15 protein-coding genes are annotated in these 16,188 nt (G+C 67.6%); 12 read left to right on the plus strand and 3 right to left on the minus strand.

Features of this window, described 5'->3' with window-relative positions:
* The first annotated feature begins 12 nt into the window (after positions 1-12).
* Positions 13-690, plus strand: coding sequence for a hypothetical protein (locus ACFVWG_RS32605; protein WP_391547302.1), 678 nt, complete (start codon positions 13-15; stop codon positions 688-690).
* On the opposite strand, the gene ACFVWG_RS32610 is transcribed toward ACFVWG_RS32605, so the two are convergent.
* Together ACFVWG_RS32610 and ACFVWG_RS32615 are read right to left on the minus strand one after the other, a co-directional pair.
* Complete coding sequence (locus ACFVWG_RS32610) at positions 691-1,242, minus strand: DUF4240 domain-containing protein (protein WP_391547303.1); 552 nt, start codon at positions 1,240-1,242, stop codon at positions 691-693.
* A 40-nt stretch (positions 1,243-1,282) separates the two neighbouring features.
* The gene (locus ACFVWG_RS32615; RefSeq protein WP_391547304.1) at positions 1,283-2,080 is read right to left on the minus strand and encodes an alpha/beta fold hydrolase; all 798 of its coding nucleotides are present in this window, start codon (positions 2,078-2,080) and stop codon (positions 1,283-1,285) included.
* 80 nt (positions 2,081-2,160) lie between these two features.
* Between ACFVWG_RS32615 and ACFVWG_RS32620 the strand changes: the two genes are divergently transcribed.
* Entirely contained in the window at positions 2,161-2,793 is a 633-nt protein-coding gene (locus ACFVWG_RS32620; RefSeq protein WP_391547305.1) for a TetR/AcrR family transcriptional regulator, read from the plus strand.
* A 1,001-nt stretch (positions 2,794-3,794) separates the two neighbouring features.
* On the opposite strand, the gene ACFVWG_RS32625 is transcribed toward ACFVWG_RS32620, so the two are convergent.
* Positions 3,795-4,835, minus strand: a complete 1,041-nt coding sequence (locus ACFVWG_RS32625; protein WP_391547306.1) for a LacI family DNA-binding transcriptional regulator — start codon at positions 4,833-4,835, stop codon at positions 3,795-3,797.
* Positions 4,836-5,046: 211 nt separating this feature from the next.
* On the opposite strand from ACFVWG_RS32625, the gene ACFVWG_RS32630 reads away from it, so the two are divergent.
* The 10 genes from ACFVWG_RS32630 to ACFVWG_RS32675 are packed head-to-tail and all read left to right on the plus strand — an operon-like array spanning position 5,047 to position 16,142.
* On the plus strand, positions 5,047-6,543 hold the full coding sequence (locus tag ACFVWG_RS32630; RefSeq protein WP_391547307.1) for a sugar ABC transporter ATP-binding protein: 1,497 nt from the start codon (positions 5,047-5,049) through the stop codon (positions 6,541-6,543).
* Positions 6,540-7,559, plus strand: a complete 1,020-nt coding sequence (locus ACFVWG_RS32635; protein ID WP_391547308.1) for an ABC transporter permease — start codon at positions 6,540-6,542, stop codon at positions 7,557-7,559. The genes ACFVWG_RS32630 and ACFVWG_RS32635 overlap by 4 nt, the downstream gene beginning before the upstream one ends.
* Entirely contained in the window at positions 7,549-8,532 is a 984-nt protein-coding gene (locus ACFVWG_RS32640; RefSeq protein WP_391547309.1) for an ABC transporter permease, read from the plus strand. Before ACFVWG_RS32635 ends, ACFVWG_RS32640 begins: the two co-directional genes overlap by 11 nt.
* Before the next feature lie 11 nt (positions 8,533-8,543).
* A complete protein-coding gene (rhaS, locus tag ACFVWG_RS32645) occupies positions 8,544-9,602 on the plus strand; it encodes a rhamnose ABC transporter substrate-binding protein (RefSeq protein ID WP_391547310.1) in 1,059 nt (352 codons plus the stop codon).
* A complete protein-coding gene (locus ACFVWG_RS32650) occupies positions 9,602-9,925 on the plus strand; it encodes an L-rhamnose mutarotase (protein WP_391547311.1) in 324 nt (107 codons plus the stop codon). Before rhaS ends, ACFVWG_RS32650 begins: the two co-directional genes overlap by 1 nt.
* A gap of 14 nt (positions 9,926-9,939) precedes the next feature.
* Positions 9,940-11,097, plus strand: a complete 1,158-nt coding sequence (rhaI, locus tag ACFVWG_RS32655; RefSeq protein ID WP_391547312.1) for an L-rhamnose isomerase — start codon at positions 9,940-9,942, stop codon at positions 11,095-11,097.
* Positions 11,097-13,115: a bifunctional aldolase/short-chain dehydrogenase gene (locus tag ACFVWG_RS32660; RefSeq protein WP_391547313.1), complete on the plus strand. Its 2,019-nt coding sequence runs from the start codon at positions 11,097-11,099 to the stop codon at positions 13,113-13,115. Before rhaI ends, ACFVWG_RS32660 begins: the two co-directional genes overlap by 1 nt.
* Complete coding sequence (locus ACFVWG_RS32665) at positions 13,112-14,512, plus strand: arabinose isomerase (protein ID WP_391547314.1); 1,401 nt, start codon at positions 13,112-13,114, stop codon at positions 14,510-14,512. The genes ACFVWG_RS32660 and ACFVWG_RS32665 overlap by 4 nt, the downstream gene beginning before the upstream one ends.
* Positions 14,509-15,909, plus strand: coding sequence for a rhamnulokinase family protein (locus ACFVWG_RS32670; RefSeq protein ID WP_391547315.1), 1,401 nt, complete (start codon positions 14,509-14,511; stop codon positions 15,907-15,909). Before ACFVWG_RS32665 ends, ACFVWG_RS32670 begins: the two co-directional genes overlap by 4 nt.
* A complete protein-coding gene (locus ACFVWG_RS32675; RefSeq protein ID WP_391547316.1) occupies positions 15,906-16,142 on the plus strand; it encodes a helix-turn-helix domain-containing protein in 237 nt (78 codons plus the stop codon). Before ACFVWG_RS32670 ends, ACFVWG_RS32675 begins: the two co-directional genes overlap by 4 nt.
* The last annotated feature ends 46 nt before the right edge of the window (positions 16,143-16,188 follow it).

A 16,188-nucleotide genomic window follows, 5' to 3' on the forward strand; every position in this document is an offset into this window, starting at 1 on the left:
CAAGTTGTAGATGTGGACCTGACGAGGGCGTCACTCCTGCGGGAGATGCTGACCGGAACCGAGCTGGGTACGCAGACTCGGGATTTCGGCCACTCGCTGCGGCGGTACACGACTCGCACCGGCGGGCTGATGCTGTTCGGCCCGGTCGACGAGGAGCCGTGGCACCTGACCGCGCACCTGGACGACGAGCTGCACCGGGCCGGCGTGAACAACATCCGCCCGTCACTCGTGCGCTGGGCGCCGCCAGCCGACGCACCGCCACACCTGGCGATCGGACTGGACCGTCTACGCGAGGCAGGTCGTGGCGAGTCCCTGCTGGTAGTGGCCGAGGAGGCCCCCGCTGACACCCTGCTGGAGCGGATCAGCGACGTACGGCGTCGTGGTACGACGATCTTCAGCATCGGCAACGGTGATCAGGACCTGACGTCCCTCAGCCATGAGGTGCTCACCCCAGAGCTCCTGGTCCCGGATGGCTTCGGCTGGAGCAGCAGGCCGGTCAGCTTCGACCACGACGAACCGGAGTACGAGCCCCAGGCAATCACTGACCTGGACGCCTCGCCGTACGCCGAGGGCTTCGAGATGGCGCAGCACCTGGTCAGCCTGGCCGCAGCCGACGACGAAGCCGGCCAGCCAGCCTGGCGACGCCGTCTCCGCGCCGCCATCGAACGCCTCGGTGGCGAACCCGCCTAACTACCCCTCGAGGTACAGAACAGCCAGCCGCGGCAGGTGGTCGTGCAGGTCGTCCTCGTCGTCGAAGTCGATCTCCTCACCCACCGGCAGGTCCGGTGTGTCCGGCGTCTCCGCCTCGACGGCCTTCCAGTACGCCGCCTCGTCCCCAGTCACGTTCTTGTACGCGTGACTGCCGACGTGCAGCATCCCTTCCCCGTCGAAGCCCTCGAACCCGTCCGGCCGGTCCTCGTCGACCACGTCAGCCAGCGAGTCCGGGTCGACCAGCGCGGCCTCCCAGATCTCCCGCCCCTGCGCGACCAGCCACCCCCGGAACGAGTCGAACCCGTCCTCCGAGGCGCCCGAGTTGATCAGGTACGCCGCCGCCCACAGGTCCCACCGGTAGGACTCGACCTGCAACCGCGCGAGTTCGACCCCGAACTCCACGATCTCCTCGGCCGCCAGCCCACCCAGCTCCCGCGTCAGCGCGTCCGCAACCCCATCCGGGTCCGCGACGGTGTCGTCCACCGTGTCGCGCGCACCCTCCACAATCTTCCAGAACCCGTCCCTGTCCACCCCCAAAGCGTCTCACCACCCCCGGTCACTTGGGGAGTGGTCAGCCGGCGAAATCGCGGAGGGCGGTGGCTAGGTGGGTGATGTCGGCGGCGTGGTCGGCGCCGGGGATGACTTTGAGGTGGGCGGTGGGGAGGAGGGCGGCTACGGCTTGGGCGCCGGAGGCGAGGGTGGGCCAGGTGTTGTCGCCGTGGAGGACGAGGACCGGTACGGCGATGGTGGCCCAGCGGTCGGTGGGGAGGGGGTTGCCGGACATGGTGGTGCCCATGATGCGGCCGTCGTAGGAGATGGTGTGGGCGACGTCGACGACGGGCTGGAAGTAGGGGGACTGGCGCATGCCGGCGACTGCTTCGGGGGGCATGCCGATGGCGGCGGTGAAGAAGAGTTCGGCGGCGAGGTCGGGGTGGCCGGCGGCGATGTGGGCGTCGAGTTGCTCGACGTAGTCGGTGGGGAGGGGCGGGCGGCTGTCGTCGACGATCACCGGGGGTTCCCAGGCGACCACCTTGGTGATCGGGAGGCCGGCGGCTGCGGCGTCCAGGGCGAGCAGGGAGCCGGAGGAGCCGCCGAGGACGATGGCTGGTTGGCCGGCGTCTTCGATCAGGGCGGCGATGTCCTCGATCTCGCGCTGGATCGCGTACGGCGCGGTGTCCCCGCTCTCGCCACGACCGCGGCGGTCGTAGACGTAGGTGCGGAACTGGTCGCTCAGGAGCTTGGCGGTCTCGGCGTTCAGCGGGTTCACGGCCCGGTGGGCGGTGGCGCCGTCGACCAGGATCAGCGGCTGGCCCTCGCCGTACACGTCGTAGCTGATCTGGGTACCGTCGGCGGACTTCACGATGCTCATGGTGTCTCCTCAGGGGATCGTTCGGAACTGGACCGTACAGTACCCGTCACGAAACTAGACTGTCTAGTATGATTTCGGACATGACTGAGATTCCGGAGGGCCGGACCGCCCAGAAGCGGCGCGCGATCACCACTGCGGCGACCGAGGTGTTCCTGCAGCACGGCTATCTCGGCGCGAGCATGGACGAGGTGGCGGCGAAGGCAGGCGTCTCGAAGCAGACCGTCTACAAGCAGTTCGAGAACAAGGAGCGGTTGTTCGCCGAGATCGTGCTCGGTACGAACGATCTGCTCGCGGTCGACCTGGCCGCGGCGTACACCGAGACACTCAACGGAGCCACCGATGCGCGGGAAGCCCTGCGGGCGCTGGCGTTCCGGCTCCTCGAGAGCCTGACCGCGGACAACATCCTGCAGTTGCGGCGGCTGGTGATCGCCGAGGCGGACCGCTTCCCCGAGGTCTGCGGGGCCTGGTTCACCGGCGGCTTCGAGAAGTCATTGGAGTCGCTGGGCCAGGCGCTGGCCGGCCTCACCGAGCGCGGTCTGCTCCGTGAACTCGATGACCCAACCCTCGTCGCATACCAGTTCGCCGGCCTGGTCATGTACAAACCGATGAACCGCGCCATGTTCGCCGGCTCCCGCGCACGCCCCAAGCCCGCCGAGCTGGACACCATCGCCGACCGCGCCGTCGACGTCTTCCTGAAGTCGTACGGCGCCTGACCCGGCACGCGCTATCTGTCCACGAAGCCGACGTCCCGCGCCTCCGCAATATGAGGGGATCTCCCCTCAAATTGCCGGTTCTCCCCTCCCCTCGTTTTTTGGCCAGAGAAGGGTCGACTTGAACGGATATCCCCGGAAATTGCCGCGCAGCCCGAGCCGCGCAGCCCGAGGCGGGTAACCCGAGCCGCGCAGCCCGAGGCGGGTAGGCCGGGCCGTGCGGGCCGAGCTGGGTGGACCGGGCCGGGCGCGGCGCGATGAACTGCAGGCGCCTGGCTCGCGGCAGGGGTTTGGGGTGGATCCACCCCCGAATCCGAGCCTGGATCCTCCCCAAACCGGTTTGGGGAGCGACGTGTCCTGCCCGGAACCGCCGCCCACCGCAGTACGGACACGGCGTACCGGCTGGGTCTTGGCCGCGGCGCTACCTGCCGTCGTTCGTGCATCACAGCGGCACACCCACCGCCGCGACGCGGCTGGCAGCACCGTCGGGGTCGCGGGTGTACAGACGGACTGTCAGTACGCAGCCGTGGTGGTCGTGCTGCAGCGTGTCAGTGTGGTTCTGGGGGCGGGCGGCCGGTAGGCGTAGTAACAGTCGGTGTGTACGCGACCGGCAGATCCATCCCAGCCTCCCGCCCGGCCACGGCCGCAACCCCGGACCCCCGGACCCCGGGAACCCCGGAGCCCGGACCCCGACCCCGACAACGTCGGACGACCCACATATCGAGCAGGAGAGCCCAATGAGCGGGAGAGCCCAATTGAGGGGATCTCCCCTCAAGTTGCCCTTCTCCCCTCTGGCCCAAAATTTGAGGGGAGAAGGGTCGACTTGAGCGGATATCCCCGGAAATTGCCGCGCAGCCGAGCCGGGTAGGCCGAGCCGGGTAGGCCGAGCCGGGTAGGCCGGGCCGTGCGGGCCGAGCTGTGCGGGCCGGGCTGGGCCGTGCGGGCCGAGCTGGGTGGGCCGGGCCGGGTGGACGGAGGCGGGTAGCCGGGTCCAGGTGTGGGGGTTAGGCGGTGCCGCGGGTTGAGGTTCGTACGACGAGTTCTGGCGTGAAGGTGACGCGCTGGTGCTCGTGGTCCGGGTTCGACGACTCGTCGAGCAGCAGTTCCGCGGCGGTTCGGCCGAGTAGCTGCCGGGGCTGACGAACGGAAGTCAACGGTACGGCGGCAGCCTCGGCGAACTCGATGTCGTCGTACCCCACGATGGCCAGATCCTCCGGCACGCGCAGTCCCAGACTCACGCATTGCTGCAATAGTCCCAGCGCCAGCAGGTCATTCGCGCAGAACGCGGCCGTCGGCCGGCGCGATGCGGGCAGGCCGGCAAGTCGTTGCCCAGCGCCCCTACCTTCGGCGACGGTGAGGGCGCCGGTGGTGATCTCGATCAGGTTCTCCGCGGGCTTCCCGGCCTTACGCAAAGCGTTTCGGCCGCCGTCACGTCGATCCACGACCTGACCGATCGTCAGCGGTCCGCCGACAAAGGCGATCCGCTCGTGGCCGAGCTCGATCAGGTGTGCGATGGCGAGCTCACCACCGAGAATGTCGTCCACCGCGACCGAACAGTGCTCGTCGTCGTCGATGGCGCGGTCGACCACGACGACCGGCGTACCGCGGGCGGGAAGTTTGCGCAGTCGCGACGAGTGCGAGTCGACCGGCGTGATCAGCACACCTTGAACACGTTGCTGCTCAAGGAGATCGAGGTAGTCGGCCTCGCGCTCGGCGTCCTCATTGCTGTTGCAGAGGAAGACCGACAGCCCGGCCGCGCGAGCCGCCTCCTCCACGCCCTTCGCGACGTCGGTGAAGAACGGGTTGCCGGCGTCGAGCATCAGGTACGCGAGGATCCGGCTGCTGCCGGCCCGAAGCTGCCGGGCGGATTCGTTGCGGACGAAGCCGAGCGTGGCCATCGCCGCCTCGACCTTGGCCCGGGTCAGCGGGCTCACCATCTCGGGCCGGTTCAGCACGTTCGAGACCGTGCCGAGGGAGACGCCGGCCGCGGCCGCGACCGCCTTCACGCCGGCGGTGTGCCCGCGGCGCCGGGTGTCGTCCGCCACGCCCACCTCCCCGATCAGGTCAAACGTTGAAACGTCTTAGGAACGGAAGCGTACCGCGAGATCTGGGCAATCCGCACTCCACCTCTTGACGCCCGCAGCGACCGGACCGTACGTTCCTCCTCAAGACTTTGAAACCTTTCATAACCCACAGAGCATCACCTCGCAGAGCATCACCCCACAGAGCACAGCCCGCCCCGAGCTGGAGGTCCCGATGACGGCACTGCTGCGCGTCCGTGGCGTGTCGAAGTCGTTCGGCGCGGTCGCCGCCGTCCGTGACGTCTCCTTCGACCTGTACGGCGGCGAGGCGCACGCCCTGGTCGGCGAGAACGGCGCCGGGAAGTCCACGATCGTGAAGATGCTGGCCGGCGTACATCGCCCGGACGCCGGCTATCTCGAGCTCGACGGTACGGCGCTCGCCCTCGCCGGACCCGCGGACGCCAAGGCCGCTGGGATCGCCGTGATCTACCAGGAACCGACTCTGTTCCCGGACCTGTCAGTGGCTGAGAACATCGCGATGGGACGCCAGCCACTGGGTCGTTTCAACACGATCGACCGCGCCGCCATGGTCAGCCAGGCAGAGCGCCTCTTCACCCGTCTGGGTGTAAGCATCGACCCGAACCGCCCGGCCCGCGGCTTGTCGATCGCCGATCAGCAGCTCGTCGAGATCGCGAAGGCACTGTCCGTCGACGCCCGCGTCGTGGTGATGGACGAGCCGACCGCGGCGCTCACCGGCGTCGAGGTCGAGCGCTTGTTCTCGGTCGCCAGATCGCTGCGCGACGACGGCGCCGCGCTGCTGTTCATCTCGCACCGCTTCGAGGAGATCACCGCACTCTGCGAGCGCGTCACGATCATGCGCGACGGCAAGCACGTCTCGACCGATCTCCTCGAAGACACCAGCGTCGACGAGATGGTCCGCCGGATGGTCGGCCGCGACCTCGACGCGCTCTTCCCCAAGCAGGACGTCACCCCGGGCGCCACCGTGCTCAAGGTCCAAGGCCTGACCCGCGACCCGGTCTTCAAAGACATCTCGTTCGAGGTCCGAGCTGGTGAGATCGTCGCGCTGGCAGGTCTGGTGGGCTCCGGCCGATCCGAGGTCGTGCAGTCCATCTTCGGCGTCGACCCGCGTGACGCCGGCACGGTCCAGGTGCTCGGGAAGACGCTCAAGCCGAAGAACCCCAAGCAGACAATGGCCGCCGGGGTCGCCCTCGTCCCGGAGGACCGCCGCCAGCAGGGCTTGGTGATGGAGCTGTCGATCGAGCGCAATGTGACGCTGCCCCGATCCCGATCGCTGTCCCAGCTCGGCTTCCTCACCGGCGGCAACGAACGCCGATCTGCCAAGGAATGGACCGAGCGCCTGAAGACGAAGTACGGACGACTCTCTGACGAGGTCGGCACGCTCTCCGGCGGCAACCAGCAGAAGGTCGTGCTCGCCAAGTGGCTCGCGACCGATCCGAAGGTGCTGATCGTCGACGAGCCGACCCGCGGGATCGACGTCGGTACGAAGGCCGAGGTGCACCGCTTGATGTCCAGCCTCGCCGCGGAGGGAGTCGCCGTACTGATGGTGTCGTCGGAGTTGCCCGAGGTGCTCGGGATGGCCGATCGCGTGCTGGTGATGCGCGAGGGCCGCCTGGTCGCCGAACTCAACCGCACCGAGGCGACCGAGGAGTCGGTCATGTTCGCCGCCACCGGTCAGGAGGCGACCGTATGACGGCCGTCGAACTCCCCGTCACGCACCGCAACACGCTCAGCGTCGTCCTGCGGGCGAGGGAGCTCGGCATCGTCATCGCGCTCGCCCTGTTGGTCGCGGTCACCGCGATCTCCAACCCACGCTTCCTGTCCGGGCAGAGCATCCGCGACATCCTGCTGAACACCGCGATCCTGGCCGTGCTGGCGGTCGGTCAGGCCGTGGTGGTGATCACCCGCAACATCGACCTGTCGGTCGGCTCGGTCCTCGGTCTGAGTGCCTTCACGGTGGGCACGCTGCTGCAACATAATCCAGGGATTCCGGTTGTTCTGGCACTGCTCATCGGTGCCGCAGTCGGCGGGGTCTGCGGGGTCGTGAACGGCGTTCTGGTGCGGTACGGCAACATCCCCGCGCTCGTGGTCACGCTGGGCACGCTCTATGTGATTCGAGGCGTGACATACTTCTGGGCCGGCGGCAGTCAGATCAACGCCGACGAACTCCCGGCCGGTTTCCTGAGCTTCGGAAACGCAACCCTGCTGGGGATTCCGCTGCTGGTGCTGATCGCTCTCCTCACGCTAGTCGTGACAGGCGTTGTCCTGCGCAACTATCGCGTCGGCCGCGAGCTGTACGCGATGGGGTCCAGCCCGCAGGCGGCACAGTTGGCCGGCATCCCGGTCGCCCGCCGTACCGTCGGCGCCTTTGCCGTCAGCGGCGCTTTGGCAGGGCTGGCTGGGGTTCTGTTCGCCGCACGCTTCGGCACGATCGACGCCGCGGCCGGGACCGGCCAAGAACTCAACGTGGTCGCGGCCGTGGTGGTCGGCGGGGTCGCGGTCTTCGGCGGTAGCGGATCGGTCTGGGGCGCTGCGCTCGGAGCGTTGCTGCTGACAACGATCGGCAGTGCGCTCGCTGTGCTCGAGATCAACCAGTTCTGGCAGCAGGCGATCGTCGGCGGCCTGATCCTGCTCGCGATCGGCGCCGACCGGCTGGTCGCCGTACGGGTCGCGGCCGGTCTGAAGAAGCGAGGCTCTCATGTCAGCTGAGCTCACCGACACCCGCGTTGGACGGCTGGCCAACTGGAACGTCGCGATCATCGCAATCACGGTCCTCGTGCTGATCATCGCCGCCGCGAGCGTCGACAACTTCGGTACCGGCCAGAACTTCGGCTTCCTGGTCCTCGACCTGCTGCCGATCGCCCTGGTCGCACTCCCGATGACCCTGGTGATCGTTACCGGCGAGATCGATCTGTCGGTCGCGAGCACGCTCGGCCTGTCCAGCGCGTTCATGGGCTACCTGTGGAACGCGAACCAGCCGATCGAGACGATCATCCCGCTCTGCCTGCTCCTCGGCGCGGTCCTGGGCGCGGTCAACGGCTTCTTCGTCACCGTCCTCGGCCTACCGTCCCTGGCCGTCACCATCGGCACGCTCGCGCTCTACCGCGGCCTGGCCTTCGTCGTCCTCGGCGACGGCGCAGTCGCCGACTTCCCGAGCCTCTACACCGATTGGGTGACCGGAACCATTGCCGGTACGGCGATCCCGAACGTGCTGATCGTGATCATCGTCCTGGCCGCCGTCTTCGGGGTGATCCTGCACGCCACCCCGATCGGCCGAGCGGTCTTCGCCGTCGGCGCCGGTGAACAGGCAGCCCGGTTCGCCGGCATCAGGCCAGGTCGCCTGAAGTTCTGGCTGTACGTCGTCAGTGGGGTGGTCTCGGGTCTTGCCGGGGTGCTGTGGACGCTGCGCTACTCCAGCGCGCGGGCCGACAACGGTGCCGGACTCGAGTTGGCCGTGGTCGCCGCCGTACTGCTCGGTGGTGTCTCGATCTTCGGTGGCAAGGGCGCCCTGCCCGGAGTCATCGCCGGCGTCGTCCTGCTCGGTTCGCTGCAGAACGCGCTTCGTCTGTCCGATGTCTCCAATGAGGCGCTGAACGTCGTCACCGGCGTGCTGCTCATCGCCTCTGTGCTCGGTCCCAACCTCGCTAGCCGGCTAAACCGTTCTGCACAGCGTCGTACCTGAAAGGACGAACCATGCGTAAGCCCATCACCGTTGCGGTCGCGCTCCTCGCGCTGACCGCTTGCGGCGGAACGACGAGGTCCAGTACCGAGGGCCAGGAATCCAAAGCTCCGGAAAGCACGGCAGGGAAGGCGGATCCGAACGCGCCGCTCAAGGAGGGGCTGAAGATTGCCTACCTCCCCAAGCAGCTGAACAACCCGTACACCGACGTCGAGGTCGGCGGCGGCAAGGTCGCGGTCGGTGAGATCAAGGGTGAGTACAAGCTGGTCGGGCCGAACGACGCCAGCGCGTCCTCGCAGGTCAGCTACATCAACACGCTGATCCAGCAGCAGCAGAACGTGATCGTGGTCGCGGCCAACGACCCGAACGCGGTCTGTCCGTCGCTGAACCAGGCCCGCAAGGCCGGGATCAAGGTCGTCACCTTCGACTCCGACGCCTCGAAGACCTGCCGGGACGCCTTCATCAACCAGGCGACCACGCAGGGCATCGGCGAGAGCCTGGTGAAGATGGCGAGTGAGCTGGCCGGCGGTTCTGGTGAGATCGCCGTCCTGTCCGCGACTCCGAACGCGACGAATCAGAACTCGTGGATCGACGTGATGAAGACCGAGCTGGCCAAGCCGGAGAACAGCAAGCTGAAGCTGGTCAAGGTTGCCTACGGCAATGACGACGACCAGAAGTCGTTCACCGAGGCCCAGGGCCTGCTGCAGACCTACCCGAACCTGAAGGTGATCGTCTCGCCGACCACGGTCGGTATCGCGGCCGCCTCGCGGTACGTGAGCGCCTCCAGCTACAAGGGCAAGGTCGCGATCACGGGGCTCGGCCTGCCGAACCAGATGCGCCAGTACGTCAAGGACGGCACGGTGAAGAAGTTCGCGCTCTGGAACCCGGCCGACATCGGCTACCTGGCCGCGTACGCCGGTGCGGCGATGAGCTCGGGCCAGATCACCGGGGCCGAAGGCGAGAAGTTCAAGGCCGGCAAGCTCGGCGAGTACACGGTCGGTGCGGACGGTGAGATCGTCCTCGGCCCGCCGACCGAGTTCACCGCCGACAACATCGACAAGTTCAACTTCTGATGCAGCGCTACTGCTTCTGCCTCCAGGTCCGCCCGGACCGGATGGACGAGTACGTCGAGCGGCACCGCGACGTCTGGCCGGAGATGCAGGCAGCGCTGCGCGAAGCCGGGTGGCACAACTACTCGCTCTTCCTCCGCGACGACGGACTACTGATCGGGTACGTCGAGTCGCCGGATCTGGACGCGGCCCAGCGGGCGATGGCCGCCACCGAGGTGAACGACCGCTGGCAGGCCGAGATGACGGACTTCTTCACCGCGGGGCAGCCGGACGAGTCCTTCGTGCTGCTGCCCGAGATCTTTCACCTGACTGCACAAGATTCCTGACAGGGGCCTAACTTATGACCAGCGTGCACGATGTTCTCAAGCGCCAGGAGATCGAACTGCCTTCGTGGGCGTTCGGGAACTCCGGCACCCGGTTCAAGGTGTTCACGCAGCCGGGGGTGCCGCGGTCGCCGGAGGAGAAGATCGCCGACGCGGCCGTCGTCCACAGGTTCACCGGGATCGCGCCGAGCGTCGCGATGCACATCCCCTGGGACAAGGTCGACGACTACGCGAAGCTGGCGGCGTACGCGAAAGAACAGGGCGTCCGGCTCGGTGCGATCAACAGCAACGTGTTCCAGGACGACGACTACAAGCTGGGCAGCGTCACCAACCCCGATCCCCGGGTACGACGTAAGGCCACTGACCACCTGCTCGAATGCGTCGACATCATGGATGCGACCGGGTCCCGGGACCTGAAGCTGTGGTTCTCCGACGGCACGAACTACCCGGGTCAGGACGACATCCAGGACCGGCAGGACCGCCTCGCGACCGCTCTCCGCGAAGTCTATGACCGGCTCGGTGACGACCAGCGGATGTTGCTGGAGTACAAGCTTTTCGAGCCGGCCTTCTACACGACCGACGTGCCGGACTGGGGAACGTCGTACGCGCACTGTCTCGAGCTGGGCCCCAAGGCTGTCGTCTGTATCGACACCGGGCACCACGCGCCGGGGACGAACATCGAGTTCATCGTGGCGTTCCTGCTGCGGGTGAAGAAGCTCGGGGCGTTCGACTTCAACAGCCGGTTCTATGCCGACGACGACCTGATGGTCGGGTCGGCCGACCCGTTCCAGTTGTTCCGGATCATGTCCGAGATCGTCCGCGGTGACGCGCTCGACCCGGACCGCGGCATCGCGTTCATGCTCGACCAGTGCCACAACATCGAGGTGAAGATCCCCGCGATCATCCGCTCGGTGATGAACGTCCAGGAGGCCACCGCGAAGGCGTTGCTGGTCGACCGGGAGGCGCTGGGAGCGGCTCAGCGATCAGGCGACGTCCTGGAGGCGAACGCCGTACTGATGGATGCCTACAACACCGATGTGCGGCCGCTGCTGGCCGAGCTGCGGGAGTCGCAGGGTCTCGACCCCGAACCGATCAAGGCGTACCAGCGCAGTGGGTACTTCGAGCAGATCGTCAAGGACCGTGCCGACGGCCAGCAGGCCGGATGGGGAGCGTGATGGAACTCGTTGCCAGGAGCAACCGACTGGGCTCGGACCCGCGGAACACCAACTACGCCGGCGGGAACACGTCGGCGAAGGGTTCCTCGGTGGACCCGGTGACTCAGCAGCCGATCGAGCTGCTGTGGGTGAAGGGATCCGGCGGCGATCTCGGCACGCTCACTGAGGCCGGGCTTGCGGTACTGCGACTCGACCGGTTGCGCGGGCTGGTTGACGTGTACCCGGGTGTCGAGCGCGAGGACGAGATGGTGGCGGCGTTCGACTACTGCCTGCACGGGAAGGGCGGGGCGGCGCCGTCGATCGACACCGCGATGCATGGGCTGGTCGATTCGCCGCATGTCGATCACCTGCACCCGGATTCCGGGATCGCGCTGGCAACGGCGGCGGACGGGGAGAAGCTGACTGCGGAATGCTTCGGGGATCGAGTGGTCTGGGTGCCGTGGCGGCGGCCCGGATTCCAGCTCGGCCTCGACATCGCGGCGGTCAAGCGGGAGAACCCGGCCGCGATCGGCTGCATCCTCGGCGGTCACGGCATCACGGCCTGGGGCGAGACCTCGGACGAGTGCGAGGCGAACTCACTGGAGATCATCCGTACGGCGGAACGTTTCCTCGCCGAGCGCGGTGTGGCGGAACCGTTTGGTGCCGTGGTTCCTGGCTTCGAGGCCCTGCCGGTGGACGAGCGCCGCGCGCGTGCGGCGGCGCTGGCTCCGGTGATCCGCGGGCTCGCGTCGACCGACAAGCCGCAGGTGGGTCACTACACCGACTCTGACGTGGTGCTGGAGTTCACCGCCCGCGAACGTCTTACCGAGTTGGCTGCGTTGGGGACCTCGTGCCCGGACCACTTCCTGCGGACCAAGGTGCGGCCGTTGGTGCTCGATCTGCCGCCGAGCGCGTCGATCGAGGATGCGGTCGAGCGGTTGAAGGAACTGCACGCGGAGTATCGCGAGGAGTATTCGGCGTACTACCAGCGGCACGCGGATGCGGACAGCCCGGCGATGCGGGGTGCCGATCCGGCGATCGTGCTGGTGCCCGGGGTCGGGATGTTCAGCTTCGGCAAGGACAAGCAGACCGCCCGGGTGGCCGGCGAGTTCTACGTGAACGCGATCAACGTGATGCGTGGCGCCGAGTCGGTGTCGACGTACGCGCCGATCGATGAGCGGGAGAAGTTCCGGATCGAGTACTGGGCGCTTGAGGAGGCCAAGCTGCAGCGGATGCCCAAGCCGAAGCCTTTGGCAACTCGCGTGGCGTTGGTGACCGGTGCTGGTTCGGGTATCGGTAAGGCGATCGCGCAGCGGCTGGCGGCCGAGGGTGCGTGCGTCGTGATCGCGGACCTCGACCTGGCCGCCGCCGAGGCGGTGGCGAAGGAGATCGGCTCGGCCGACGTTGCTGTTGCCGTCGGCGCCGATGTCTCTTCCGAGGCTGCTGTCGCTGCTGCTATGGATGAGGCCGTGCTCGCCTTCGGTGGCGTCGATCTGGTGGTCAACAACGCTGGCCTCTCCATCTCGAAGTCGTTGCTGGAGACAACTGAACGCGACTGGGACCTGCAGCACGACGTGATGGCCAAGGGGTCGTTCCTGGTGTCACGCGCGGCCGCGAAGGTGCTGATCGACCAGGGAATCGGCGGCGACATCGTCTACATCTCCAGCAAGAACGCCGTCTTCGCCGGACCGAACAACGTCGCGTACGGCGCGGCCAAGGCCGACCAGGCGCACCAGGTCCGGTTGCTCGCGGCCGAGCTCGGTGAGTACGGCGTCCGCGTCAACGGCGTGAACCCGGACGGCGTCGTACGGGGGTCTGGGATCTTCGCCAAGGGCTGGGGTGCGCAGCGGGCAGCCGTGTACGGCGTACCGGAGTCAGAGCTGGGGGCGTTCTACGCGCAGCGGACGCTGCTCAAGCGGGAGGTGCTGCCGGAGAACGTTGCGGCGGCTGTCTTCGCGTTGGTAGGTGGGGATCTCAGCCACACCACTGGTCTCCATGTCCCCGTCGACGCCGGCGTAGCCGCCGCATTCCTTCGATGACTACGCGGAAGACCCGCGTCGGCCTTGTCGCGGGCGGCCTCGGCGCCTACTGGCCGCAGTTCCCTTCGCTCCTGCCGCAGTTGCAGGCGTCTGCGCGGCGGATGGCCGAGCGCTTCACTGCGCTGGACTGCGAGGTTGTGGACGTCGGGTTCATCTCTGACGCGCAGGAAGGTGCTGCGGCCGCGGAGAATCTGCGGTTGGCGGACTGCGACCTGATCGTCGGCTTCCTGACCACATACATGACTGCGTCGATGCTGGTGCCAGTGGCGCAGCGGAGTGGTTCGCCGGTGCTGCTGCTGAACCTGCAGCCGACGGAGTCCATGGATCACGCGACCTTCGACACCGGTGCGTGGCTGGCGTACTGCGGGGCTTGTCCGCTGCCGGAGATGGCCAACGCGTTCGAGCGGTGTGGTGTGCCTTTCCGTTCGGTGTCTGGGTACCTGGAGGACGAGCGGGCGTGGGCGCGGATCGACCGGTGGATCCGTGCGGCCGGCGTACGGGCTGCCTTCCGGCATGGGCGGCACGGCCTGCTCGGGCACTTGTACCCGGGGATGATGGACGTGGTCACCGACCCGACTTTGGTGTCCGCACAGCTCGGCGGGCACGTGGAGATCCTGGAGATCGACGACCTGCGGGTGCGGGTCGAGAAGGTCACCTCCGCCGAGACAGACGCCAGGATGGAGCTGGCGCGAGAGGTCTTCACGCTGGACGACTCCGTGGTCGAAGACGACTTCCGGTGGGGTGCCACGGTGTCTGTGGCGTTGGACCGGCTGGTGGAGGACTTCGACCTGACCACCCTGGCCTACTACCACCGCGGTCTGGATGGAGAGGCGCACGAGCGCGTTGCTGCCGGGATGATCCTCGGTGCGTCGCTGCTGACTGCGCGGGGCGTTCCTGCTGCGGGTGAGTACGAGCTGCGGACCTCACTGGCGATGCTGGTGATGGACAAGCTCGGTGCGGGCGGTTCGTTCACCGAACTGCAGGCGCTGAACTTCCACGACAACGTGGTGGAGATGGGTCACGACGGCCCGGCGCATCTGGCGATCAGTGCGGCCAAGCCATTGCTGCGTGGGCTGGGCGTCTACCACGGCAAGCGGGGCTGGGGTGTGTCCGTCGAGTTCGACGTTCGCCAGGGCCCGGTCACGCTGTGCGGGCTGGGCCAGCGGCGCGATGGGACGTTCCACCTCATTGCCTCCGAGGGGAACGTCGTACCGGGGCCGTTGCTGCAGATCGGGAACACGACGTCGCGGGTGGACTTCGGGCGGGACCCGGGTGAGTGGACCGATGAGTGGTCCGCATCCGGTGTGGCACATCACTGGGCGCTCGGTACCGGCCACCGCGTCAAAGACTTGGAGGCCGTCGCCGACCTCCTCCGCCTCGGGCTCACTGTCGTATGAAGCGCGTCGCGGCGGTCGACCTGGGTGCGTCCAGCGGTCGTGTCATGCTCGGCGAGGTCGGCCCCGACCTGCTGCGCCTGACCGAGGTCAACCGCTTCTGGAACGGCCCCGTCGACGTCCGCGGCACCCTGCACTGGGACATCCTGCACCTCTACCGATCCATGCTCGACGGCCTGCGCACCGCAGGTGCGGTCGACTCGCTCGCCATCGACTCCTGGGCCGTGGACTACGGCCTCCTGGACGCCAGCGGCCAGCTGCGGGGTAACCCGATCCACTACCGCGACAGCCGCACCGACGGCGTAATGGACCTCGTGCTGACGAGAGTGTCCGACGAAGAGCTGTACAGCATCACCGGACTCCAGCAGATGCCGATCAACACCCTCTACCAACTGGTCGCCGAGGGCAGTGGGCTCGCGCAGGCCGACACCATGCTGCTGATCCCGGACCTCCTCGCGTACTGGCTCACCGGAGAGGCTGGTGTGGAGCGCACGAACGCTTCCACCACTCAGCTGTACGACGTACGCCGCCGCGCGTGGAGTGTGGAGCTCGCACAGCGCGTGGGCGTGCCCGCGCGCTTGCTGCCGCGGTTGTGGGAGCCGGGCGACGTGATTGGCTCGTATGACGGGACTCCGGTGATTGCGGTCGGCTCGCATGACACAGCGTCTGCTGTGGTGAGTGTGCCGGCCTCGGACGAGCGGTTCGCCTACATCTCGTCCGGAACGTGGTCGTTGGTGGGACTGGAGCTAGACGCCCCTGTGCTCACTGAGGAAGCACGGCTGGCCAACTTCACCAATGAAGGCGGAGTGGATGGGCGGATCCGCTTCCTGCGCAACGTCATGGGCCTGTGGATCCTGCAGGAGTGCCAGCGCGTCTGGCAGGACGACGACCTGCTCCGACTGCTTTCCGAAGCAGCCGCTGCGCCTCCCTTCGCCGTACTGATCGATCCGGATGCGCCGGCGTTCCTCGCTCCAGGGGACATGCCTGCCCGGATTGCGGAGTACTGCGGTGAGCCTCCTGCGTCTCGTGGTGCCGTGGTGCGGTGTGTGCTGGAGAGTCTGGCGCTCGCCTACCGGCGGACGCTGCGGTCGGCTCAAGAGCTCGCGGACCGGCCCGTCGACGTACTGCATGTCATCGGGGGCGGCTCCCAGAACGAACTGTTGTGTCAGCTCACCGCAGACGCCTGCGGCCTGCCGGTCCTGGCCGGTCCGGTCGAGGCGTCGGCCCTGGGCAACGTCCTCGTCCAAGCTCGTGCACTGGGCGAGCCCCTCCCGGACCTGGCCGCCATGCGCGCCCTGGTCCGGTCCACCCATCGCCTGCGGCGCTACGAACCGCAGGGCAAACCGGCCGACTGGGACGCCGCCGAGTCCCGGGTGTTCGGAAAAGGTGATACCGCATGACCGCCCTCCCCCAGGAAGTGCGCCCGCAGCGTGTACCGCCGCGGGAGATCAGCCATGACGATCTGCAGTTGCTCCGCCTCCTCGCCACCGGCTTGCCGATGGACGCAGTGGCGCGCAGGTTGCAGTTGTCCGAACGGACTGTCCGCCGCCGGACGCGCTTGATCTGCGACCGGCTCGGCTTCAGTACCGCCATCGAAGCCATCGTCTGGGCCGCCCGCCGCGGTCTGGTCTAAAGCTGTAGTGATTCCTTCCCCACCCCACCGCCCCGAACTCCCGCAG

Source organism: Kribbella sp. NPDC058245 (assembly GCF_042882005.1).
In the GTDB taxonomy this organism is placed as follows: Bacteria; Actinomycetota; Actinomycetes; order Propionibacteriales; family Kribbellaceae; genus Kribbella.